Source organism: Streptomyces sp. NPDC028419, from assembly GCF_055565515.1.
The window spans coordinates 38,247-58,983 of sequence record NZ_JBVHUE010000022.1; the positions used below are offsets into that span (position 1 = coordinate 38,247).

Annotated in this window: 21 protein-coding genes; 10 read left to right on the top strand and 11 right to left on the bottom strand. The window is 72.6% G+C overall.

Annotated elements, in window-relative coordinates; genetic code table 11:
• Window position 1 precedes the first annotated feature (1 nt).
• From ACZ4UB_RS24635 to ACZ4UB_RS24650, 4 genes are all read left to right on the top strand, one after another.
• Window positions 2-955 (top strand): ABC transporter permease, encoded by a 954-nt coding sequence (locus ACZ4UB_RS24635; RefSeq protein WP_468073209.1) that lies wholly within the window; start codon window positions 2-4, stop codon window positions 953-955.
• Entirely contained in the window at window positions 952-1,938 is a 987-nt protein-coding gene (locus ACZ4UB_RS24640; protein ID WP_468073211.1) for an ABC transporter permease, read from the top strand. The genes ACZ4UB_RS24635 and ACZ4UB_RS24640 overlap by 4 nt, the downstream gene beginning before the upstream one ends.
• Complete coding sequence (locus tag ACZ4UB_RS24645) at window positions 1,938-2,969, top strand: ABC transporter ATP-binding protein (protein WP_468073213.1); 1,032 nt, start codon at window positions 1,938-1,940, stop codon at window positions 2,967-2,969. The genes ACZ4UB_RS24640 and ACZ4UB_RS24645 overlap by 1 nt, the downstream gene beginning before the upstream one ends.
• Before the next feature lie 83 nt (window positions 2,970-3,052).
• On the top strand, window positions 3,053-3,988 hold the full coding sequence (locus ACZ4UB_RS24650) for an ABC transporter ATP-binding protein (protein WP_468073369.1): 936 nt from the start codon (window positions 3,053-3,055) through the stop codon (window positions 3,986-3,988).
• Between the two features lie 84 nt (window positions 3,989-4,072).
• Here the strand turns inward: ACZ4UB_RS24650 and ACZ4UB_RS24655 are convergent, their stop codons facing one another.
• Entirely contained in the window at window positions 4,073-6,148 is a 2,076-nt protein-coding gene (locus tag ACZ4UB_RS24655) for a S9 family peptidase (RefSeq protein ID WP_468073215.1), read from the bottom strand.
• 82 nt (window positions 6,149-6,230) lie between these two features.
• Here ACZ4UB_RS24655 and ACZ4UB_RS24660 point away from each other — a divergent pair, with 82 nt between their 5' ends.
• The gene (locus tag ACZ4UB_RS24660) at window positions 6,231-7,781 is read left to right on the top strand and encodes an MFS transporter (protein ID WP_468073217.1); all 1,551 of its coding nucleotides are present in this window, start codon (window positions 6,231-6,233) and stop codon (window positions 7,779-7,781) included.
• Window positions 7,782-7,968: 187 nt separating this feature from the next.
• Here the strand turns inward: ACZ4UB_RS24660 and ACZ4UB_RS24665 are convergent, their stop codons facing one another.
• From ACZ4UB_RS24665 to ACZ4UB_RS24675, 3 genes are all read right to left on the bottom strand, one after another.
• Window positions 7,969-8,850: a helix-turn-helix domain-containing protein gene (locus ACZ4UB_RS24665; RefSeq protein ID WP_468073219.1), complete on the bottom strand. Its 882-nt coding sequence runs from the start codon at window positions 8,848-8,850 to the stop codon at window positions 7,969-7,971.
• A 57-nt stretch (window positions 8,851-8,907) separates the two neighbouring features.
• Window positions 8,908-10,344: a cytochrome P450 gene (locus ACZ4UB_RS24670; RefSeq protein WP_468073221.1), complete on the bottom strand. Its 1,437-nt coding sequence runs from the start codon at window positions 10,342-10,344 to the stop codon at window positions 8,908-8,910.
• A gap of 108 nt (window positions 10,345-10,452) precedes the next feature.
• A complete protein-coding gene (locus ACZ4UB_RS24675) occupies window positions 10,453-11,130 on the bottom strand; it encodes an excalibur calcium-binding domain-containing protein (RefSeq protein ID WP_468073223.1) in 678 nt (225 codons plus the stop codon).
• A 113-nt stretch (window positions 11,131-11,243) separates the two neighbouring features.
• Here ACZ4UB_RS24675 and ACZ4UB_RS24680 point away from each other — a divergent pair, with 113 nt between their 5' ends.
• Together ACZ4UB_RS24680 and ACZ4UB_RS24685 are read left to right on the top strand one after the other, a co-directional pair.
• Entirely contained in the window at window positions 11,244-11,567 is a 324-nt protein-coding gene (locus ACZ4UB_RS24680; protein ID WP_468073225.1) for a putative quinol monooxygenase, read from the top strand.
• A gap of 112 nt (window positions 11,568-11,679) precedes the next feature.
• Window positions 11,680-12,657, top strand: a complete 978-nt coding sequence (locus tag ACZ4UB_RS24685; protein WP_468073227.1) for a glycoside hydrolase family 43 protein — start codon at window positions 11,680-11,682, stop codon at window positions 12,655-12,657.
• Window positions 12,658-12,669: 12 nt separating this feature from the next.
• Here ACZ4UB_RS24685 and ACZ4UB_RS24690 read toward each other — a convergent pair whose 3' ends face one another.
• Window positions 12,670-13,569: an RICIN domain-containing protein gene (locus ACZ4UB_RS24690; protein ID WP_468073229.1), complete on the bottom strand. Its 900-nt coding sequence runs from the start codon at window positions 13,567-13,569 to the stop codon at window positions 12,670-12,672.
• Window positions 13,570-13,877: 308 nt separating this feature from the next.
• Between ACZ4UB_RS24690 and ACZ4UB_RS24695 the strand changes: the two genes are divergently transcribed.
• Window positions 13,878-14,486, top strand: coding sequence for a C40 family peptidase (locus ACZ4UB_RS24695; RefSeq protein ID WP_468073231.1), 609 nt, complete (start codon window positions 13,878-13,880; stop codon window positions 14,484-14,486).
• 29 nt (window positions 14,487-14,515) lie between these two features.
• The gene (locus ACZ4UB_RS24700; protein ID WP_468073233.1) at window positions 14,516-14,983 is read left to right on the top strand and encodes an RICIN domain-containing protein; all 468 of its coding nucleotides are present in this window, start codon (window positions 14,516-14,518) and stop codon (window positions 14,981-14,983) included.
• A 61-nt stretch (window positions 14,984-15,044) separates the two neighbouring features.
• On the opposite strand, the gene ACZ4UB_RS24705 is transcribed toward ACZ4UB_RS24700, so the two are convergent.
• The 6 genes from ACZ4UB_RS24705 to ACZ4UB_RS24730 all read right to left on the bottom strand — a co-directional run bounded on the left by ACZ4UB_RS24705 (window position 15,045) and on the right by ACZ4UB_RS24730 (window position 19,686).
• Entirely contained in the window at window positions 15,045-15,941 is an 897-nt protein-coding gene (locus ACZ4UB_RS24705) for an ATP-grasp domain-containing protein (RefSeq protein WP_468073235.1), read from the bottom strand.
• Window positions 15,938-16,810: a hypothetical protein gene (locus tag ACZ4UB_RS24710; protein WP_468073237.1), complete on the bottom strand. Its 873-nt coding sequence runs from the start codon at window positions 16,808-16,810 to the stop codon at window positions 15,938-15,940. Before ACZ4UB_RS24710 ends, ACZ4UB_RS24705 begins: the two co-directional genes overlap by 4 nt.
• A gap of 12 nt (window positions 16,811-16,822) precedes the next feature.
• The gene (locus ACZ4UB_RS24715; RefSeq protein WP_468073239.1) at window positions 16,823-17,134 is read right to left on the bottom strand and encodes a hypothetical protein; all 312 of its coding nucleotides are present in this window, start codon (window positions 17,132-17,134) and stop codon (window positions 16,823-16,825) included.
• Complete coding sequence (locus ACZ4UB_RS24720; protein ID WP_468073241.1) at window positions 17,134-17,454, bottom strand: pentapeptide repeat-containing protein; 321 nt, start codon at window positions 17,452-17,454, stop codon at window positions 17,134-17,136. Before ACZ4UB_RS24720 ends, ACZ4UB_RS24715 begins: the two co-directional genes overlap by 1 nt.
• A 153-nt stretch (window positions 17,455-17,607) precedes the next feature.
• Entirely contained in the window at window positions 17,608-19,137 is a 1,530-nt protein-coding gene (locus tag ACZ4UB_RS24725) for a helix-turn-helix domain-containing protein (RefSeq protein WP_468073243.1), read from the bottom strand.
• Window positions 19,138-19,194: 57 nt separating this feature from the next.
• Window positions 19,195-19,686 carry a MarR family winged helix-turn-helix transcriptional regulator gene (locus ACZ4UB_RS24730; protein WP_468073245.1) on the bottom strand — a complete coding sequence of 164 codons (492 nt, stop codon included), beginning with the start codon at window positions 19,684-19,686 and terminating at the stop codon, window positions 19,195-19,197.
• Between the two features lie 96 nt (window positions 19,687-19,782).
• Between ACZ4UB_RS24730 and ACZ4UB_RS24735 the strand changes: the two genes are divergently transcribed.
• On the top strand, window positions 19,783-20,652 hold the full coding sequence (locus tag ACZ4UB_RS24735; RefSeq protein WP_468073246.1) for a haloalkane dehalogenase: 870 nt from the start codon (window positions 19,783-19,785) through the stop codon (window positions 20,650-20,652).
• Window positions 20,653-20,737 lie beyond the last annotated feature (85 nt).

The following is a 20,737-nucleotide window of genomic DNA, read 5'->3' on the forward strand; positions in this document are numbered from 1 at the left end:
CATGACCGACACCGCACCCGCCACCGCCCCCGGGGCGGTGGCGGCCAAGGTCCCCCCGGGCAGCAGCCCCTGGCAGCTCGCCCGGCGGGAACTGCGCCGCCGCCCCGCCGTCCGCGTCAGCCTCGCCATCGTCGTCCTCTTCGTCGTGATGGCCGCCGCCGCCCCCTGGCTGGGCGCCCTCGGCGGCTGGTCCCCGGACACCTTCGACAAGAGCGCCATCGACCCCTACCTCGGCGGCCTCCCGCTCGGCTCGCTCGGCGGCATCAGTCCCGAACACTGGCTCGGCGTCGAACCGGTCACCGGCCGGGACCTGTTCGCCCGCGTGGTCCACGGCGCCCAGGTCTCCCTCCTGATCGCCTTCACCGCCACCGCGATCGTCGTCCTCGCCGGAACCGCCGCGGGCATCGCCGCCGGGTACTTCGGCGGTCGCATCGACGCCGTCCTGTCCCGGCTGATGGACCTGACCATGTCCTTCCCGTCCCTGATCTTCATGATCGCGGTCCTGTCGGTGGCCAAGGACGTCAACCGGATCGTCCTCATGACCGCCGTCATCGGCCTCTTCGGCTGGCCCGGCATCGCCCGCGTGGTGCGCGGCCAGACCCTCTCCCTCAAGCACCGCGAGTACGTCGACGCGGCCCGGGTCGGCGGCGCCGGCGCCTGGCGGATCCTGACCCGGGACATCCTGCCCGGCGTCGCCGGCCCCGTCATCGCCTACACCACCCTGCTCGTCCCCGGCATGATCAGCACCGAGGCGGCCCTGAGCTACCTGGGCGTGGGCGTGCGCCCGCCCACCCCGTCCTGGGGCCAGATGATCGCCGAGAGCGTCGCCTTCTACGAGACCGACCCCATGTACTTCGTCATCCCCAGCGCCTTCCTCTTCCTCGCCGTCCTCGCCTTCACCCTGCTCGGCGACGCACTGCGCGACATCCTCGACCCGCGGGGCGGCCGCACGTGATCCTCTACTTCCTGCGCCGCCTGCTCGCCCTCACCGGGGTGCTGCTCGCCATCGCCGCCGTCACCTTCGTCATCTTCTACGTCCTGCCCTCCGACCCGGCCGCCGCCGCCTGCGGCAAGACCTGCAGCGTGGAACGGATCGCCGCGGTCCGCGAGTACCTCGGCCTCGACCAGCCGCTGTGGCGCCAGTTCCTCGACTTCCTCACCGGCATCTTCACCGGGCGCAGCCAGGGCACCGGCCAGTACGCCGTGAACTGCGACTTCCCGTGCCTGGGCTACTCCTACGAGAACTCCCTGCCCGTGTGGGACCTGCTCATGGACCGGCTCCCGGTCTCGGCCTCCCTCGCCGTCGGAGCCGCGGCCCTGTGGCTGGTGCTGGGCCTGGGCGCCGGGGTCACCGCCGCCCTGCGCAAGGACACCGCCACCGACAAGGCCCTGATGGTCGGCGCCGTCGCGGCCGCCTCGCTGCCCGTGTACTTCACCTCCGTGATGCTGATCTACGGGGTGATCCGCGTCGCCGGCCTGCTGCCCTACCCCAGCTACCACCCCTTCACCGACGACCCGGTCGGCTGGGCCACCAACCTGCTGTTGCCCTGGACCGCGCTCGCGCTCCTCTACGCCGCCATGTACGCCCGCCAGAGCCGCGGCTCGATGATCGAGGCGATGGCCGAGCCGTACATCCGTACCGCCCGGGCCAAGGGCATGCCCGAACGCACCGTCGTGGTCAAACACGGCCTGCGCTCGGCGATGACCCCCATCCTGACCATCTTCGGCATGGACCTCGGCGGCCTGCTCGCCGGCGCCGTCATCACCGAGTCCATCTTCGGACTCCCCGGCATCGGGCGGCTCTTCTACGGCGCCCTCGTCAGCTCCGACCAACCGGTGGTCCTCGGGGTCACCCTGCTCGCCGCCTTCTTCATCGTCGTCGCCAACCTCGTCGTCGACCTCCTGTACGCCGTCATCGACCCGAGGGTGAGGTACTGATGGCCGCTCTCCTTGAAGTGCGCGACCTGCACGTCACGTTCACCACCCCGCGCGGCACCGTCCGCGCCGTGGACTCGCTCGGCTTCACCGTCGAGGCCGGCCGCACCCTCGGCATCGTCGGGGAATCCGGATCCGGCAAGTCCGTCACCTCGCTCGCCGTCATGGGGCTGCACCGCGGCGCCGAGATCGGCGGCTCCATCGCCCTGGACGGCCGCGAACTCACCACGCTCGGCGAGAAGGAGCTCTCCCGGCTGCGCGGCCGCAAGATGGCCATGATCTTCCAGGACCCGCTCTCCAGCCTGCACCCCTACTACACGGTCGGCGAACAGATCGCCGAGCACTTCCGGGTGCACTTCAAGGCGGGCCGGGCCGCCGCGCGCAAACGCGCCGTGGACATGCTCGGCGAGGTCGGCATCCCCGAACCCGCCCGCCGCGCGGGGGAGTACCCGCACCAGTTCTCCGGCGGCATGCGCCAGCGGGCGATGATCGCCATGGCGCTGGCCTGCGAACCCGACCTGCTCATCGCGGACGAGCCCACCACCGCCCTCGACGTCACCGTCCAGGCCCAGATCCTCGAACTGATCGCCCGGCTCCAGCAGGACCGCGGCCTCGGCGTCGTCATGATCACCCACGACCTCGGCGTGGTCGCCCGGGTCGCCCACGAGGTCCTGGTCATGTACGGCGGCCGGGCCGCCGAACAGGCCCCGGTCGACCAGCTGTTCGCCGACCCCGCGCACCCCTACACCCGCGGCCTGCTCGACTCGCTGCCCCGGCTCGACGACGCCGACGACCAGCCGCTGCGGACCATCCCCGGCTCCCCGCCCTCCCTGCGCGAGCCCGCCCCCGGGTGCGCCTTCGCCCCGCGCTGCGCCCGCGCCGCGGCGGGCACGGAGGCGGAGCGCCGGCAGTGCGCGACGGTCCGCCCCGCCCTCGATCCGTACGCGGGCACCGAACGCCGGGTGGCCTGCCACTTCGCCGGCCCCGCCGCCGCACCCGCGGCCGCGGGTCCCGTACAGGAGGCATCCCGGTGACCGGAACGACCACCACGCCCACCACGGGCGCGCCGGCCGGTGCGCCCGACGCGCCGCCCCTGCTGTCCGTGCGCGACCTGACCATGGCCTTCCCCGGGAAGCGCTCGGCCACCGGCCGCAAGGGCGCCCCCGTCCGGGCCGTGGACGGGGTGTCCTTCGAGCTGGCGGCCGGCGAAACCCTCGGCCTGGTGGGGGAGTCGGGCTGCGGGAAGTCCACCACCGGACGGATGCTGGTCCGCCTCCTGGAGCCCACCTCGGGCAGCATCGCCTTCGAGGGCCGGGAGATCGGCCGCCTCTCCCAGGGCGCCATGCGACCGCTGCGCCGCCACCTCCAGATGGTGTTCCAGGATCCGCACTCCTCGCTCAACCCCCGCCAGACCGTGGCCCGGATCATCTCCGACCCGCTGTTGGTGCAGGGCTGGAGCGCGGCCGACGCCCGCCGCCGGGCCGCCGACCTGATGGAGCTGACCGGGCTGATCCCCGAGCACATCGACCGCTACCCGCACGAGTTCTCCGGCGGCCAGGCCCAACGCATCGGCATCGCGCGCTCCCTGGCCACCAGCCCCCGGCTGATCATCGCCGACGAGCCGGTCTCCGCCCTCGACGTCTCGGTGCAGGCGCAGATCGTCAACCTGATGGAACGGCTGCGCCGCGAACTCGGCCTGGCCTACGTGTTCATCGCCCACGACCTGTCGGTGGTCAAGCGGGTCAGCGACCGGGTCGCCGTGATGTACCTCGGCCGGATCGTCGAGATCGGGGACAAGCACGCGCTGTACGCCGACCCCCAACACCCCTACACGCGGGCGCTGCTGTCCGCCGTACCGCTGCCCGACCCGGCGGCCGAGCGGCGGCGGGAACGGATCGTGCTGCTCGGCGACCCGCCGAGCCCGGCCGCGCCCCCGCCCGGGTGTTCCTTCCACCCGCGCTGCCCCAAGGCGCAGGACATCTGCCGCACGGAGCGCCCCACGCTCCAGCCCGTCGCCGGACGCGACGTGGCGTGTCACTTCCCGGGGAACTGACGGACCCCCAGCAGAGGGAAGAAGAAGGGCCCCGCCACCGGTCTCCGGTGGCGGGGCCCTTCCGCGTAAGGCCCGGGAAGGGCCTCAGGCGAGGCCCAGCTCCGCGCGGAAGAAGGCGAGTTCGAGCGCCATCACCTTCTCCCGGGCGCCGCCCGGGGTCATGTGCGTGACGCCGGGCAGTGCCAGCAGCTGGTGCGGGCGGCCCGCGTCCGTCAGCGCCCGCGAGAGCCGCAGCGTGTGCGAGGGGTGCACGTTGTCGTCGGCCAGCCCGTGGACCAGCAGCAGGGGCCGGGTCAGTGCCGGGGCGTCACCGATCAGGCAGTCCCGCTCGTAGACCTCCGGCTCCTCCTGGGGCAGGCCCAGGTAGCGCTCGGTGTACGCCGTGTCGTAGTGCCGGAGGTCGGTCGGCGCGGCCCCCGCCACCGCCGCGTGGAACACCTCGGGGTGCCGCAGCACGCCCATCGCGGCCAGGTAGCCGCCGTAGGACCAGCCGCGCACGCCGACCCGGTCGAGGTCCAGGTCCGGGTGCCGCTCGCCCAGCGCGCGCAGCGCCGCCACCTGGTCCTCCATCGTCACCCGCGAGAACCCCCGGTACATGGCGTGGGTGTAGGCCGGCGAGACGTGCGGGGTGCCCCGGTTGTCGACGGTCACCACGGCGAAGCCCTGGTCGGCCCACCACTGCCGGGCCTGCCAGCGCCGCGGCTCCGCGCACACGTCCTGGTAGCCGGGGCCGCCGTAGGTGTCCAGCAGGACCGGCAGCCGCCGGCCCGGGACGTGGCCGCGGGGCAGTACCAGCGCGGTGGGGATCGCGCGCTCGGTGACCCGTTCGAAGCGCGGCTCCACCCGGTAGGGCAGCGGTGCGGCGAGATCGGTGACGGCCAGCTCGCGCCCGTCCGCCGTGCGCAGGGTCCGCCGGAACCCGTCGGCGTCGGCCGAGGTCACCAGCAGCGCCCCGGCGGACGCGAGGGCGGTGTGCACCCCGGGCCCGTCGGCGAGCGCGGTCAGCGACCCGGTGCCGGGGTCGAGCAGCAGCACCTGCTGCTCGGCGGGGTCCCGCAGGCCGGCCTCGATGAGCAGGTGCCCCTCGTGCTCGCCGAGCACGGCCCGCACCTGTACGTCGTCCCCGGTGAGGAGCACGCCGTCCAGGGCCAGGGCGCGCGCGACCTGGCCCGGGGTGTCGGCCGACGTCAGCATCCGCCCGTCGGACAGTCGGGCGGGGGTGCCGGGCAGCGGGTCCACCCACTGGGGGTGCGTGGTGCGCGACAGCTCCGCGGTGCGCCCGGTGACCGGGTCGGCGCTCAGCAGCACCACCGTGCGCTGGAGCCGGTCCTGGACGGTCAGCAGGATCTCGGTGGGCGACTCCCACCCGGCGTCGGAGACGTAGGGGAACACGGCCGCGTCCCAGTCGAGCCGGACCCCGGGTCCGCCGTCGGCGCCGAGGACCCAGAGCTGGACGTCGGCGTTGGGGCCGCCGGCCTCCGGGTAGGCGAAGTCCTCGGCCGCCCGCTCCGGGTGCTCGGGGTCGGCGAACCAGCGGCGCTGGAGGGCGTCCTCGTCGACCCGGGCGGCCAGCAGCGCGGTCCCGTCCGGGGACCACCAGTGTCCGCGGGCCCGGCCGAGCTCCTCGGCGGCGGCGAACTCGGCGATGCCCCACCGGGCTCCGTCGTCGGGGCTGACCCGCCCGCCCGGGGTGACGTACAGGGCGTCGTCGCTCACGTAGGCGGTGCGCGAGCCGTCGGCGTTCGGGCGCGGGTCGAAGGCGGCCCCGGCGGTCGGGAGCTCCTCGGGCGCCGCGTCCTTGTCGGCGGTGACGGCGTACAGCCGCCCGTAGAGCGCGAAGACCGCCCGGCGGCCGTCGCCGGCGAGGGCGTAGGAGCCGATCCCGGTGGCGATCAGCCGGATCCGTTCGCGCAACCGCCGCTCGGTGCGGGGGAGTTCGCCGGGGCCGTCCGGCAGGAGTGCGCGCGCTTCGGCCAGCCGGGTCTCGATGCCGGTGGTGGTGTCGAGCACCCAGAGGTCGTCGTAGGGGTCGGTGGGTCCGCCGGACCGGAGGAACCAGAGCAGCCGGCCGTCGTCGCCGAAGGAGAACGCGCGGGGGGCGCCGTAGCTGAACCGCGCGGTGTCCGCGGAGAGGCGGAGGAAGTCGTCCATGGGATTCATGGCCAAAGTGTGACATGTGAAATACCACATGCCCTAGCCCGTTCGAGTGGTGACCCCCGGAGCGCGGGCTTAGCGTCGAACAGTGGACCCGAACACATCGCCGAGCACCAGCGGGACCGAAGGCAAGGTCCGAGGGGGCGGCAACGGCGGGCTCGCACTGCTCGTCATCGCCTCCTGCCAACTCATGGTCGTTCTCGACATCACCATCGTGAACATCGCGCTGCCGCACATCCAGACCGCCCTCAAGTTCTCCACGGAGAGCCTGTCCTGGGTCGTCAGCGCCTATACCCTCACTTTCGGCGGACTCCTGCTGCTGGGCGGCCGCACCGGTGACATCCTCGGCCGCCGGCGCGTCTTCGTCTTCGGCGTGCTGCTCTTCGGCCTGGCCTCGCTGCTCGGTGGGTTCTCCCAGAACGCGGGCCAGTTGCTGGCGGCCCGCGCACTCCAAGGCGTCGGCGGCGCGATCGCGTCCCCCACCGCGCTCGCCCTCATCACCACCACCTTCCGCGAGGGCCCCGAACGCAACCGCGCCTTCGGCGTGTTCGCCGCCGTCTCCGCGGGCGGCGGCGCCATCGGCCTGCTGGCCGGCGGCGCGCTCGTCGAATGGCTCAACTGGCGTTGGGTGCTCTTCGTGAACGTCCCCATCGCCCTGCTGATCGCGCTGGTGGCCCCGAAGGTGATCCGCGAGTCCGAACGCCACCCGGGACACTTCGACTTCCTCGGCGCCCTGACCTCCACCCTGGGCATGGTCGCCCTGGTCTACGGCTTCATCCGGGCCTCGCAGGAGGGCTGGAGCGACCCCTACACCCTGGCGTCCTTCGCCGTGGCCGTCGTCCTGCTCACCTGCTTCATCATGGTCGAGCGGCGCTCGCCCCAGCCGATCACCCCGCTGCACATGTTCGCCGACCGCAACCGCGCCGGCACCTACGGCATCATGCTCTTCCTCGCCTGCGCCATCTTCGGGATGTTCTTCTTCCTGACCCTCTTCGTCCAGAACGTGCTCGGGTTCAGCCCGATCCGCGCGGGCCTCGCCTTCCTCCCGGTCAGCGCCGTGATCGCGGTCGGCGCGGGCGTCACCTCGCAGCTCCTGCCGAAGTTCGGACCCAAACCCTTCATGGTGGCGGGCGCCCTGTTCGCGGCCGCCGGCCTGGGCTGGCTCACCTTCACCGACGTGCACTCCACCTACCTGGGCAGCATCCTCGGCCCTATGCTCCTCTTCAGCCTCGGCATGGGCATGCAGTTCGTCTCCCTGACGCTGATGGCCCTCTCCAACGTCCCCGACCGCGAGTCGGGCGCCGCCTCCGGACTGCTCAACGCCATGCAGCAGGTGGGCGGTTCGCTGGGCCTGTCCATCCTGGTGACGCTCTACGGAACGGCCAGCCGCAACGAGGCCGCCAAACAGGTGCCGGCCTTCCTCGCGAACTCCACCCCGGAGCAGAAGCTCGCCTTCCGGCGCACCGGCCAACTGCCCGGCCCGTACGGCGCCCAGGTACTGACCTCCGGAGTGACGGCGGCGTTCGTCGTCGCGGCCCTCTTCACCCTGGTCGCGGCCGTCATCGCGCTGGTGGCCATCCAGGTCCGACCCTCCGACCTCGAACGCCTGAAGGGTACGCACACCCCGGCGGCCGTCTGAGCCGCGGCGGGCGGGAACGCCACGGTGGGGCCGGGCGGAAGGATCCGCCCGACCCCACCGTCCCCCGTGGGTCGCTCCACCATCGCAGGGGACGCGTCCGGGGTATTGGACAAAAACGCTATGGCGCGAAGCGACCGTCCACCCTCACCGCCCGCACCGCTCCCGTGCGTTCACCGCTCCCGTGCGTTCACCGCTCCGGCGCGCTCACCAGGGCGCTGGTCACCTGCCCCGGCAAACGGTCCACCGGGCGGGCGCCGTTGCCCCGGTGGACCAGGAACTCCCCGGGCGCGAAGCCGGTCATCCGGCGGAAGTCCCGGTGCAGGTGCGCCTGGTCGTAGAAGCCGCACGCCGACGCCGTCGCGGAGGCCGCGGAGCCACCGGCCAGCATCCGCAGGGCCCGCTGGAGGCGCAGGACCCGCGCGGCCGTCTTGGGGGACAGGCCGATCTGCTCCTTGAACCGCTGCTCCAGATGGCGCGGACTCCAGCCGGTGCCGTGCGCGAGATCGGCCACTGGCACCCCGCCGCCGCTCGCCGTCAGCCGCCCCCAGGCCCAGACCGTCTGCGGGGCGGCCGCCGGACCCGCGGCCAGCCGCTCCAGCAACAGGGCGTCGAGCAGGGCGAACCGCCGCGACCAGTCCGGCGCCAGGGCCAGGTGCGCTTCCAGTACCCGCGCCCGCGGCCCCAGCAGCTCGCCCAGCGGGACCATCCGGTCGCGCAGCTCGTACATCGGGACGCCGAAGAGGGTGAACGCCGCCCACGGGGCGAGGTGCACCTCGACGCCGTGCATGCGGCCGTCGTGCTCGCCGACCGCGGCATCGGTGCGCAGGCCGTTGACCAGGGAGGTGTAGGCGGTCGTCGGCGCCGCCCCGGCCCCGGACACCCGCACCGGGGCGTCGAAGTTGACCACCATCGTCACCAGGCCGTTCGGCAGCTCGACGCGACGCTGCGGCCGGTCCATGGACACGCGGTAGCCGCGGTACCCCAGCACCCCCCGGCCGAGCCGGGCGTCCGGCACCCCGCTCGTCAGCCGCCAGGTCCCGAACTCGGTGATGCCCCAGGTCTGTTCCACCGCGAGCCCCCCCCACGTACCCCACGTACTTCGCCGGCCCCGCGTCCGCTCCGTAGGTTACGGCGCCGGGCGCAGCGGGCGGATCCGGCAGCGGGCCGGCCCGGTCGCCCGCAGGGTGATCCCGGCGGCGACCGACACCTCCGTGTCCACGGCCTCGAACGCGTAGGACCGCAGGGTCATCGCCAGCGCGATCACCGACTCCAGCATCGAGAAGTGCTGCCCGATGCACGCGCGCGGACCGCCGCCGAAGGGGAACCAGGCGTAGCGCGCGCGGGCCGCCTCCGCCTCCGGGGTGAAGCGGTCCGGATCGAAGCGCTCCGGGTCCGGCCAGTGCTCCGGGTGCCGGTGGGTCACCCACGGCGCCAGGATCACCGTGGCCCCCGCCGGGATGACGTGCCCGTCGATCTCGGCTTCGGCGACGGCCTGGCGCCCGATGACCGGAGCCGCCGGGAAGAGCCGCATGGCCTCCTTGAGCACCTGCGTGAGGTACGGCAGCCGCTCCAGGTCCGCGGCCTCGGGCGTACGGTCGCCCAGCACCCGGGAGACCTCCTCGCGCGCCCGGTCCTGCGACGCGGGGTCCTTGGCCAGCAGGTGCAGGGCGAAGGTCAGCGAGGTGGCCGTGGTCTCGTGCCCGGCGAGCAGGAAGATCAGCACCTGTTCGCGCAACTCGTCGGCGTCGAAGGACGCGTCGTCCGCGCTCTGGGCCGCCGCCAGCAGGGTCAGCAGGTCCTCGCCCTCGCGGGCCCCGGCACCTGCGCCCGCACCTGCGCCCGCGCCCGCGTCCGCGTCCGCACCGCGCCGCTCCGCGATGATCCGGTCGCACACCCCGTACAGCTCGTCCAGCGCGGCGGCCGCCCGCCGGTTGGCCGGGGTCGGCCAGGAACGCGGGACGTTGGCGGGCGAGTACCCGCGCCGGAGCACGTACTCCGTGATGACCGGAAAACACCGGTCCACGACGTCGACCGTGGCCTCCACATCGGTCCCGAAGAGGATCCGGGCCACCGCGCGCAGGGCCAGGTGCGTCATCTCGACGTGGACGTCGACCACCGAGTCGACGGCCTCCTGCCAGCTCTCCAGGGTCTGCGCGGTCTCGGCGGCCACCGCGGCCGCGTACCCGTCCACCCGGCGCTTGGTGAACAGCGGCTGCACGAGCCGTCGTTGGCGCAGGTAGTCCTCGTCCTGGCTGGTCAGCAGACCGTTGCCGAAGGAGTCGCGGATCTCCTGGTAGAAGGGGTTGTCCTTGCGGAAGTTGGCGGACTCCGAGGCCAGCACCCGCTGCGCGCCCTCGGGCGAGAAGACGCAGTGCAGCTCCGCCCGCAGCCCGGGCGGCCCGGCGCTGATCCGCACCACGTCACCGTGCCGGTGCTGGGCCCGCAGGTAGGTGCCGAGCGAATCCGATGTGAGGTCGAGCAGGGATCCCAGCAGCGGCAACCCCGCCAACTGCGGGGCCGCCGCCCGCTCCGCCCCGTTCGACACCGCTGAGTCCACTGACATGGCCGCCCCCTCGACAACACGTACCGACGGGCCGATTCTGCCCGGCCCCCGCCGCGCGTGGCGGGGGCCGGGTGCGCGTGCGACCGGATCAGGCCAGCGCGCGGGGTCCTACTTGTCGCAGGCGGTGCCGTCGCCGTCCCGGTCCAGCGCGCTGCGGTAGCCGGGCTCACCGCGGCGGATGGGCGCCGCGCCGGCGGCCTTGGCCTCGGTGCAGTTCTTGTAGTAGACCCCCGCCCCGCCGCCCCCGGTGCTGGTCGCCCCGTCACCGTTGCCGCCGTCCCCACCGGTGGTGCCGGTGTCGGTCGGACCGCTGGTCTTCGGCTTGGGGGCGGGCGCGGGCGTCGCGCCCGTGGCGGGCGTGGCCGCGGGCGTCGGCGCCTTCGAAGGGTGCAGCGGGGACCCGGCCTTGGCGGGGCACGGCGTCCCGGGCGCCACGAGCGACAGCTCCACCGCGGAGTCGCTCGCCACCGCCGCGCCCGCGGCCGGCGTCTGGAAGCAGACCGTCCACCCGGAGTGGTCCGGGGCGAGGGGGACGTCGGAGTAGGCGCCGCGGGCCTCGACGGGCCGGGTGACCACCGCCTTGACGGCCGCCTCGGCCTCGATGGACTTCTTCCCGATGACCGACGGCATCACGGCGGCCGACGCCGTCGCGGACGGACTCGGCGTCGGACTCGCCGTGGCGGACGGGCCCTGCGCGCCCTTCGGCGCGGGATCCTCACACCCCGACCCCAACAACAGGACCGCGCTCACGACGACGGCAGCGGCCGCCCCACGGCGAACGAACACGATGGACCCCCCCAGGGTTCACGACGAAGCAAAGGCCGCAGCATATGCGCGCGGCACCGGCCGCCGGGGCCCCTTTCCGGAACTGCCGGCCACCCCCTGCCTACAATGAGCGAATGATCTTCATTGTGGTGAAATTCGCAGTCAAGCCCGAGTACGTCGACCAGTGGCCCGACCAGGTCGCGGAGTTCACCCGCGCCACCCGCGCCGAGCCGGGCAACCTCTGGTTCGAGTGGTCCCGCAGCCTGGAGGAGCCGGACACCTACGTCCTGGTCGAGGCCTTCCAGGACGACGCGGCGGAAGCCCACGTCACCTCGGACCACTTCCGCGCCGCCCTGGAGACCATGCGCCCGCTGGTCACCCGCACGCCTTCGATCGTCAGCACGACGATCGAGGGCGCCACGGGCTGGAGCCGCATGGGCGAGCTCCAGGTCGACTGACCCGCTCACCGAGCCCCCCGCGCAACCCGCCGCCGGGCGCCTCGTTGGACGGTGCATGACGCGCGCGGGCAGGAACAGGAACAGGTACGGCTACGGGACCGGACGCCTCCTCGTGGCAGTGGCGGCCGCCGCCGCGGCCGTGGGCGCAGGGCTCGCCGCGGCCCCGGCGGGGGCGGCGGCGGGGGCCGCGACGGTGGCGGGCCCGGTGCTCGACCGGGACTTCGCCGACCCCGACGTCATGAAGGTCGGCCGTACCTATCACGCCTACGCGACGAACGCCGACGGCAAGTACCTCCAGCACGCCACCTCGCCGGACCTCGTGCACTGGACGATGGTCGCCGCCGACCCCCTGCCCGCACCGGGGCGCTGGGCGGAGCCCGAGCGCTCGCTCGTCTGGGCGCCCGAGGTCTTCGACAACGGCCACGGCTACACCCTCCACTACACCGCCCGGGACCGGGCGAGCGGCCGCCAGTGCATCGGGGCCGCGCTCTCCCCTTCCCCGGACGGCCCGTTCGTACCGGCGGGGGACGGCCCGCTGGTCTGCCCGGCCGAGCTGGGCGGAGCCATCGACGCGTCGAGCCACACGGAGCACGGCCGGCGCTACCTGCTGTGGAAGAACGACGGCAACTGCTGCGGGACGGACACCTGGATCCACCTCCAGCCCGTGTCCGCGGACGGCACCCGCACCACGGGCGAGGCCGTCCGGCTGATCCGGCAGGACCGCGCCTGGGAGGGCGCGCTCGTCGAGGCGCCCACCCTCGTCAAGCGGGGCGGCCGATACGTGCTCTTCTACTCGGCCGACTCCTACGACGGCCCCCACTACAAGACCGGCTACGCGGTGGCGAGCTGGCTGGCCGGCCCGTACACGAAGGCGGACGCCCCGCTCATGACCACCGAGTCCTTCGGTGGCGCGGTACGCGGCCCCGGCGGCCAGGACGTGGTGACGGGCCCCGACGGGCGGGACCGGATCCTCTTCCACGGCTGGAGCCCGGACGGCACCCGACGGCGCGTCCTGTACGCCGCCCGCCTCGACTTCCCGGGCGGCCGCCCCGTGGTCCGGGACGAGGGGGCGGCGGGGCGGCGGGGCTGACGGGCTGACCGCTCAGCCCCAGCGCTGCGCGGCCGAGCGGTCGCAGGACCCGGTGTGCAGCCCGGCGGGCCCGTCCCCCAGGCACCGTCCCGTGCCGCGGTTCTTGATCTCGACCGAGGCGTCGGACCAGTGGGTGATCGACCACTTCTGCGACGGTGATCCGCTACAGGACAGCGCGCGGGCCCCGCCGCCCGCGCCGTCGCCCCCGCCGCCGTCCAGGCACGCGCCGGTGGCGTGGTTCGTCAGTTCGCTGGCGCCGTCGGGGCGGGTGTGGACGGTCCACCGCTGGTAGCTCATGCCGTTGGGCGCGAAGGAGCGCAGCCCCTTGTCGAGGCTGTGGTCCAGGCAACTGCCGGTCGCGCGGCTGACGAAGATCCGGACCTGGTCGTCCAACCCCTGTGCGGTGCCCACGTCCTTGCCGTCGGCGTCCTTCTCGCCGGCGCCCGGCGCCGCCCCCGTCGGCCCGGCCGTCGCGTGCCGACCGGCCTCGGCGTCCTTCGGTACGGCGACCCAGGTGAGGACCGCGCCGAGCAACAGGCCCGCGAGCGCCCCCGCCCCCGCCCACCACCAGCGGCTCGCGAACCGGGCGGTGCACGCGTCCCGCAGCCGGCGCCACGGGGAGCCGCCCCCCGCGGCGGCGCTCGGGGGCGGAGCCTTGACCTGGCACCGGTCGGCGGCCTCCCACAACTGCCGGTAGAGCGAGGGATCCGCGTGGAGCGCCCGGCACAGATCGCGCACCGTGGCCCAGGGCGGCACCGTCGTGCCGCGCAGGTACCGGGACAGGGACGAATCGCTGATCATCACCTCGGACTCCAGATCGCGCAGCGTCTTTCCCGACCGCTGCTGGAGTTCCTTGAGGGCGCTGCCCAACTGTTGACCCGGGGTGGGCCGCGCTCCGTCGACGCCCGTCATGTTCGCCCCTCCTGGCCCGCGCCTCGCATGCTGCTTCCGGCGGGCGCGTTCGTCCCGGGATGGTCCTGTCCCAGCAGGTCAGAACCTTAGGGATCCCGACATCCGTGAAGCAACCGGGACATCCTTGCGACGCCGCGACGCACCCCCGCAGACTCCTAGGCATCCGGTTCCGCAGCCCCCGGCCACGTGACGGTGCGTTCGCCGCACCGCTGACGTGCCGCCCGGTGGGGACGTGCGATTCCCGTGCGTCCCCTCTCTTTCCGGAACGCGGACCGGCGTGATTCCCCACGAGAAGTCGGAGACCCGAGATGTCCAAGAACACCACCCGTCGCTGGAGCACCGCGGCGTTGACCGCGGCCGTGTGCGTCGGTTCCTTCGTACTGACGTCGCCCTCGGCCCCCGCGGCGCAACTCCCGGACCGGACGGCCGTCATCGCCGCCCCCGCCCCCGCGGACGCCGCCGCACCGGGTCTCGGGGCGGCGCCCCGGATCAGCCGGGCGCAGGTCCTGGCCCGCGCCAAGACCTGGTTGACCGCCAACAACGGCCGCCCCGTGCCGTACAGCCAGACCACGTACTGGAAGGACGGATACCGGCAGGACTGCTCCGGCTACGTCTCGATGGCCCTCGGCCTGTCCAAGCCCGGCCCCAACACGGTGTCCCTCAAGAACGACGGCTACACCCGCCGGATCGCCATGAAGGACCTCGCCCCCGGCGACCTGGTCATCAAGGCCAACAGCAACAGCGCCGACAACCGCCACGTCGTCATCTTCGACGGCTGGGCCAACGGCGCCCACACCGCCTACAAGTCCTACGAGCAGGCGGGCGGCGGCGCCGGTACGCGCTGGAAGCAGCACTCCTACGGCGTGAACGGCCGCGACGGGTACCACGCCTACCGCCCCGTCAACATCACGGGCTGACCCCGCCCGCCCCACGACGAAGGAGCCCCATGAACCCCCGCACCACCCTCGCCCTCACCCTCGCCCTCGGCCTGGCCCTCGTCTCCGCGTCGACGGCCGTCGCGGCGCCCGCGGGCGCCCTCGATTCGGTCCAGACCTTCCGCAACGAGGCGACCTCGGCCTGTCTGGACGACAGCGACGCGGGCGTGCGCACCTACACCTGCCTGGGCAACGACCACCAGAAGTGGAACGTGCACCAGTGGAAGGACGGAACCCGTGAACTGAGGAACGTCAAGACGGGCTTCTGCCTGGCGGACAGCCCGCGGGGCAACGCGACGCACCTGCCCTGCGACAAGCACAAGGACGAGAGCTGGATCGTCCACCGCTACGCCGACGGCGCGGTCGAGTTCCGCAACCAGGCCACCGGCCTGTGCCTGGACGACAGCTCCGAGGCGGGCCTGCGCACCTTCCCGTGCGGCAGCCACGAGCAGAAGAGCGCCTACCAGACCTGGCGCTGAGCCCGGCCCGGGCCGGGATCCGCGGGTGAGGCGCCTCACCCGCGGATCCGTCCAGGCCCTTTCAGGTTCCTCGCAGCAGGTCGAGCAGGGCGTGGGAGACGCTCAGTCCCAAGCGCCGGTCGTAGCCGTCGTAGCCCGGCATCGGGTTGGCCTCCAAGACCGTGTAGCCGTCGTCCTCGTCCACCATGAAGTCGAAGCCGATGAAGGCCAGACCACTGGCGGCCTGGTACGCGCGGCAGTGTTCGACGACCTCGTCCGGCGCCCGCGCCGGCGTGAACGTCTTGGCGCCCGGACAGTACTGGTAGTTGACGCCTTCGCAGTCGATCCGCTCGGAGAAGTGCTCCCGGCCGACCAGGTGCGTACGGACGTCCGCACCCCTGACCCGCTCCTGGAACAGCACGGGGCTGCGGGGCAGCAGGCCCAGCTCGTCGAGCTGTACGGGGCCGCAGGCCGAGGCGACGGTCTTCTCGCCGCTGGCGCCCTTGAAGACGGCATCGGGAACGGCCCGCAGGAAGGCGCGTGCTTCGTCCGCGTCATTGGTGAGCAGCGACGTCGGCACGGTGAAACCGCACCGGCTGAGCAGGGCGAGGTGGTACGCCTTCGTCCAGTTGCTCAGGTCGGTTCCGGGGCGGTTGACGACCACGGCGTCGACCGTCGCGAGGATTTCGGTCAGCGCCCGCAGCCGGGCCGCCGCGGCCGGTCGCTCCCCGCTCCCGAAGCCGTCGATGACGTCGACCGGGCGCGCGTAGATCCCCGTGATGTCGGCATCGGGCAGGTCCACCGTCAGCGTGCCGGTGCTGAGCCGTCCGCAGCGCCCCTGGACGTCCCACCAGTAGCTGCCCGCGCGCAGGAAGAGCACGAGGTCGAAGAAGAGGTGGGGCACGCCCTGGTGCCGTGCGCTGCGGACCGTGTGCACGATGGTGCGGTCATGGGGCGACCCGATGATGAGGACGGTCATCGCACGCCGTCCTCCAGCTCGGCACGGAGCTCTTCGTGCACCACGTCCGCCACCTCCCGGTACCAGGAGTACGGGGGAGCGGACACGATCCGGCTCACGGACACCCGGTGCTCGTCGTCGGCGACCAGGGCGACGGCGAAGAAGCGGACGCCGCGCGGCCGGAGGGCGTCCGTGATCCCGCGCACGACCTTCCGGTAGGACTCCGCGGCGACATCGATCCCGGGCTCGTTGAGGACGGTGAAGGACCCGCGGCCCACGCACAGCTCGATGACGTACGCGCTGGACGGCGCGAAGAGCGCCCGCAGGTGCGCGGCATCGGCATCGGTGTCCCCGGAGCCGAGACCGGCGGGCTCCTTCACGACCCGCCGCTCGTGGGTCAGCAACTCCTCGACGTGGAGCTCGGGCGACGCGCACAGGGCCCACCGGTCGAGCAGCCGCCGGGTGTCGCTCGTCCAGCACTCGGGCAGCAGGAGCGACCGGTCGAGATACCGAAGCAGCTCCCGATCGTCGTGCCACGCCCGTGGGCCGGGCCGGTTGACGACCGTGGGGAGCAGGGCGCACAGGGCCCAGAGCGCGGCGCGGTACTCGTCGGCCGCGAAGCGGGCGTCGGCGCCGGTCGCGCCGTCCTCACCCGTCGGTGCGAGCGCCCAAGGATTCCGTACGAACACCCCGACCTCGTCGCCGTGCAGCGTGCCGTGCCCGGGGACCGTGAGCCGGGCCCGCGTCCGACCGGCGGCATCGACGTGCAGTCCGAAGGCGAGCCGTCCGAGGTCGGAGCAGACCGCGTGCCGTACCGCATGACGCGTCAGGTAGCCGTCGAAGGCCGCCACGGCCGGATCGTCCGCCCCGGCCCCCAGGAGGAGGATCACGGCGTCGGCGCGCTAGATGATCGGACGGATGAAATCCGCCACGGGCGCCATCTCCCCGTAATTGACCTGGGACTGGAGGTCACAGGCTTCCTTTCCCGTGTCGGACGTCTCCTTGCCGGTCCCTTCGGACTGCTCCTTGCCGGTGCAGTCCGTCGACTTGTCGATCAGGAAGCGTCGTTCCACTCCGTCCTGCTTGTCCTCGACCCGCTCTCCGCGTGCCACGGCGGCCCGGATGGCGTCCTCGATGCCCACCGGCTCGACCTTGTGCGTCGTGGCCAGATCCGGACGCAGCTCGGGATGGATGAAGATCATCGGCGTGGACATCAATCCGCCCCCTTCTCCGATGCGATCAGGTCCCCGATCCTCACCCCGTCGATGATGAGGCCCCTGAGGTCGCAGTTCTCGATGACGACATCGCGCATCGAGCACCCGACGAGACGGCTGCCGTCCATGACGATGCCGGCGAACGTCGCGCGTTGCGCTTTGCCGTACAGGAACTGGGAGTCGTCCATGATTGATTGCGTGAACAACGAACCGAGGAAGGCACTCTCGTGCCAGGTGCTCTGTCGGACGTCTGCGTTGCTCACATACATGTTCGGCGTCAGCCGTGGTGCGTCGCCGTAGACCTCTTTGTCGGGCGCCATATCGCCCTCCTCCCACGGACATTCCTCCCTCCATCGTCTCCCCCACCGTGGGCGCGCGCCAGCCGGAACCGCAAGGGCGAGCAACGAGGCCCCCTCGCTCCGCCCGGAGCGAGGGGGCCTCGTCAGGGCCGTTGGCCCTTCCACCCGTTACCGCTAGATGTCGCGGAAGATCTCGATCTGGGCGCCGACCGAGTTGAGGCGCTCGGCGAGTTCCTCGTAGCCGCGGTTGATGACGTAGACGTTGCGCAGCACCGAGGTGCCCTCCGCCGCCATCATCGCGAGCAGGACGACCACCGCGGGGCGCAGGGCCGGCGGGCACATCATCTCGGCCGCGCGCCAGCGGGTGGGGCCCTCGACCAGGACGCGGTGCGGGTCCAGGAGCTGGAGGCGGCCTCCGAGGCGGTTGAGGTCGGTCAGGTAGATGGCCCGGTTGTCGTACACCCAGTCGTGGATCAGGGTCTGGCCCTGGGCCACGGCGGCGATGGCCGCGAAGAAGGGGACGTTGTCGATGTTCAGCCCGGGGAAGGGCATCGGGTGGATCTTGTCGATCGGCGCCTCCAGCTTGGAGGGGCGGACCGTCAGGTCGACCAGGCGGGTGCGGCCGTTGTCCGCCGTGTACTCCGCCGAGCGGTCGTGGTCGAGGCCCATCTCCTCCAGGACCGCGAGCTCGATCTCCATGAACTCGATCGGGACCCGGCGGATCGTCAGCTCCGACTCCGTGACGACGGCGGCGGCGAGCAGGCTCATCGCCTCGACCGGGTCCTCGGAGGGGGAGTAGTCGACGTCGACGTCGATGTTCGGCACGCCGTGCACGGTCAGGGTGGTGGTGCCGATGCCCTCGACCTTGACGCCCAGCGCCTCCAGGAAGAAGCACAGGTCCTGGACCATGTAGTTGGACGAGGCGTTGCGGATGACGGTGACGCCGTCGTGCCGGGCGGCGGCGAGCAGTGCGTTCTCGGTGACCGTGTCCCCGCGCTCGGTCAGCACGATCGGGCGGCCGGGGGAGACGCCGGCCTCGACCTCGGCGTGGTAGATGCCTTCGGTCGCGGTGATGTCCAGGCCGAAGCGGCGCAGGGCGATCATGTGCGGCTCGATGGTGCGGGTGCCGAGGTCGCAGCCGCCGGCGTAGGGCAGCTTGAAGTGGTCCATCCGGTGCAGCAGGGGTCCCAGGAACATGATGATGCTCCGGGTCCGGCGGGCCGCGTCGGCGTCCATCGCGTCCATGTCGAGCTTGGCCGGCGGGATCAATTCGAGGTCGACGCCGTCGTTGATCCAGCGGGTGCGCACGCCGATGGAGTTCAGTACCTCCAGAAGGCGGTACACCTCTTCGATGCGGGCGACGCGGCGCAGGACCGTGCGGCCCTTGTTGAGCAGCGAGCCGCAGAGCAGGGCGACACAGGCGTTCTTGCTGGTCTTGACGTCGATGGCACCGGAGAGGCGACGGCCGCCGACGACCCGCAGGTGCATCGGTCCGGCGTAACCCAGCGACACGATCTCGCTGTCGAGCGCCTCACCGATTCGGGCGATCATCTCAAGGCTGATGTTTTGGTTGCCGCGCTCGATGCGGTTCACCGCGCTCTGGCTGGTGCCGAGCGCATCGGCGAGCTGACTCTGTGTCCAGCCACGGTGCTGCCGGGCGTCACGGATGAGCTTGCCGATGCGTACGAGGTAGTCGTCTGCCATGGGGGAACCGTATCTCAGATATGAGATGCGGTTCGCGTTGGGCGTGGCAGACGGGTGTCACCCACCGTCAGGCATGCCGCCGGGGCCCGCATCCGGGCCGCCCGCATGGTGGGTGACGAGGCGTCCGAGGAGCCGGACGAGCTGCTCGCGCTCGGCGGGGGACAAAGGGGACAGAAGCTCCTCCTGTGCGGCGTCGAGCAGTTGCTCCAGGCGGCGGGAGTGGTGGCGGCCCCGGGGGGTGAGGGTGATGACGTTGCGGCGCCGGTCGGCGGGGTCGGGGGTGCGGTCGACCAGGCCCCGGCCCGCGAGTTCGTTGATGACGGCGACCAGGTCGCTGCGGTGGATTCCGGTGCGGGTGCTGAGTTCCGCCTGGCTGACGGGGCCGGATTCCTCGAGGGCGACGAGGGCCGCGTAATGCCATTTGTGGGCATCTGCCCCGCTGAGTCCCGTGATGACCAGCCGTTGGGCGTGCGTGGCGGCCTGGCTCAGCAGCCGGCTGGGGAGTTCGCGCAAGCGGGCCGGGACGACCTCGTCCTCTTCTGTGCTCATGGTGGCCAGCCTATCCCTTGTGTTGGTGGGACTAACGATATAACTTCGTTGGCGTGGCTAACGTTAGTCACGCCAACGATTATGGAGGGGGCGGTCATGCCCACCGTCGACGTGCTCGATTCGGCCATGTACTACGAGGAGCTCCACCCGGGGGAGGCGGCGACCATCGTCTTCCTGCACGGCAACCCGACCTCCTCGCACCTCTGGAGGGGGGTGCTGCCGCGGATCGCGGGTCCGGCCCGGCTCCTGGCCCCGGACCTGATCGGCATGGGCCGGTCCGGAAAGCCGGGCGGGGCGTACCGGTTCGAGGACCACGCCCGTTACCTGGACGCCTGGTTCGAGGCCCTGGGTCTCGGCGAGGTGGTCCTGGTCGGCCAGGACTGGGGCGGGGCGCTGGCCTTCGACTGGGCCGCGCGGCACCCGGGGCGGGTGCGGGGCGTCGCCTTCATGGAGACCATCCTGCGGCCGATGACCTGGGAGGAGTTCCCGCCCGCGGCGCGGGGCCGGTTCGAGGCGCTGCGGACGCCGGGGACGGGGGAGGAGATGGCCCTGGACCGGAACGTCTTCATCGAGGACGGCCTGCGGCGGACCGTCCTGCGCCCGATGGGCGAGGCGGACCACGCGGTGTACGCGGCCCCCTATCCCACTCGTGAGAGCCGCCTGCCGATGCTCCAGTGGGCGCGGTCGATGCCGGTGGGTGGCGGGCCGGCCGGGGTGGTCGCGCGCATCGAGGCGTACGGGGAGTGGCTGGCCGCCAGTGTGGACGTGCCGAAGCTGCTGCTGACGTTCGAGGGGTCGCCGACGCTGATGGTGGGGGAGGTGTTGGTGGCCTGGTGCGAGGGGAACGTCGCGGCCCTGGAGCGGGAGCACTGCGGGTCGGCCGGGCACCTGGCCCCGGAGGATCGCCCGGCGGAGATCGCGGCGGCGGTCTCGGCGTGGTGGGTGCGGCGTGGCCTGGGGGCGTAGCCCCTTCCCGGGGTCGGGTGGGTTCGCCTCAAACGCCGGCGGGGCTGGGGTGGGTGTTCTGGTCCGGGGTCGGAGGGGGCGGGGC

Coding starts and splice junctions, on each gene's coding strand:
- ACZ4UB_RS24635 (WP_468073209.1), top strand. CDS start 2: ATGACCGACACCGCACCCGCCACCGCCCCCGGGGCGGTGGCGGCCAAG.
- ACZ4UB_RS24645 (WP_468073213.1), top strand. CDS start 1,938: ATGGCCGCTCTCCTTGAAGTGCGCGACCTGCACGTCACGTTCACCACC.
- ACZ4UB_RS24650 (WP_468073369.1), top strand. CDS start 3,053: ATGGCCTTCCCCGGGAAGCGCTCGGCCACCGGCCGCAAGGGCGCCCCC.
- ACZ4UB_RS24655 (WP_468073215.1), bottom strand. CDS start 6,148: ATGAATCCCATGGACGACTTCCTCCGCCTCTCCGCGGACACCGCGCGG.
- ACZ4UB_RS24670 (WP_468073221.1), bottom strand. CDS start 10,344: ATGTCAGTGGACTCAGCGGTGTCGAACGGGGCGGAGCGGGCGGCGGCC.
- ACZ4UB_RS24680 (WP_468073225.1), top strand. CDS start 11,244: ATGATCTTCATTGTGGTGAAATTCGCAGTCAAGCCCGAGTACGTCGAC.
- ACZ4UB_RS24690 (WP_468073229.1), bottom strand. CDS start 13,569: ATGACGGGCGTCGACGGAGCGCGGCCCACCCCGGGTCAACAGTTGGGC.
- ACZ4UB_RS24695 (WP_468073231.1), top strand. CDS start 13,878: ATGTCCAAGAACACCACCCGTCGCTGGAGCACCGCGGCGTTGACCGCG.
- ACZ4UB_RS24700 (WP_468073233.1), top strand. CDS start 14,516: ATGAACCCCCGCACCACCCTCGCCCTCACCCTCGCCCTCGGCCTGGCC.
- ACZ4UB_RS24705 (WP_468073235.1), bottom strand. CDS start 15,941: ATGACCGTCCTCATCATCGGGTCGCCCCATGACCGCACCATCGTGCAC.
- ACZ4UB_RS24715 (WP_468073239.1), bottom strand. CDS start 17,134: ATGTCCACGCCGATGATCTTCATCCATCCCGAGCTGCGTCCGGATCTG.
- ACZ4UB_RS24720 (WP_468073241.1), bottom strand. CDS start 17,454: ATGGCGCCCGACAAAGAGGTCTACGGCGACGCACCACGGCTGACGCCG.
- ACZ4UB_RS24725 (WP_468073243.1), bottom strand. CDS start 19,137: ATGGCAGACGACTACCTCGTACGCATCGGCAAGCTCATCCGTGACGCC.
- ACZ4UB_RS24730 (WP_468073245.1), bottom strand. CDS start 19,686: ATGAGCACAGAAGAGGACGAGGTCGTCCCGGCCCGCTTGCGCGAACTC.
- ACZ4UB_RS24735 (WP_468073246.1), top strand. CDS start 19,783: ATGCCCACCGTCGACGTGCTCGATTCGGCCATGTACTACGAGGAGCTC.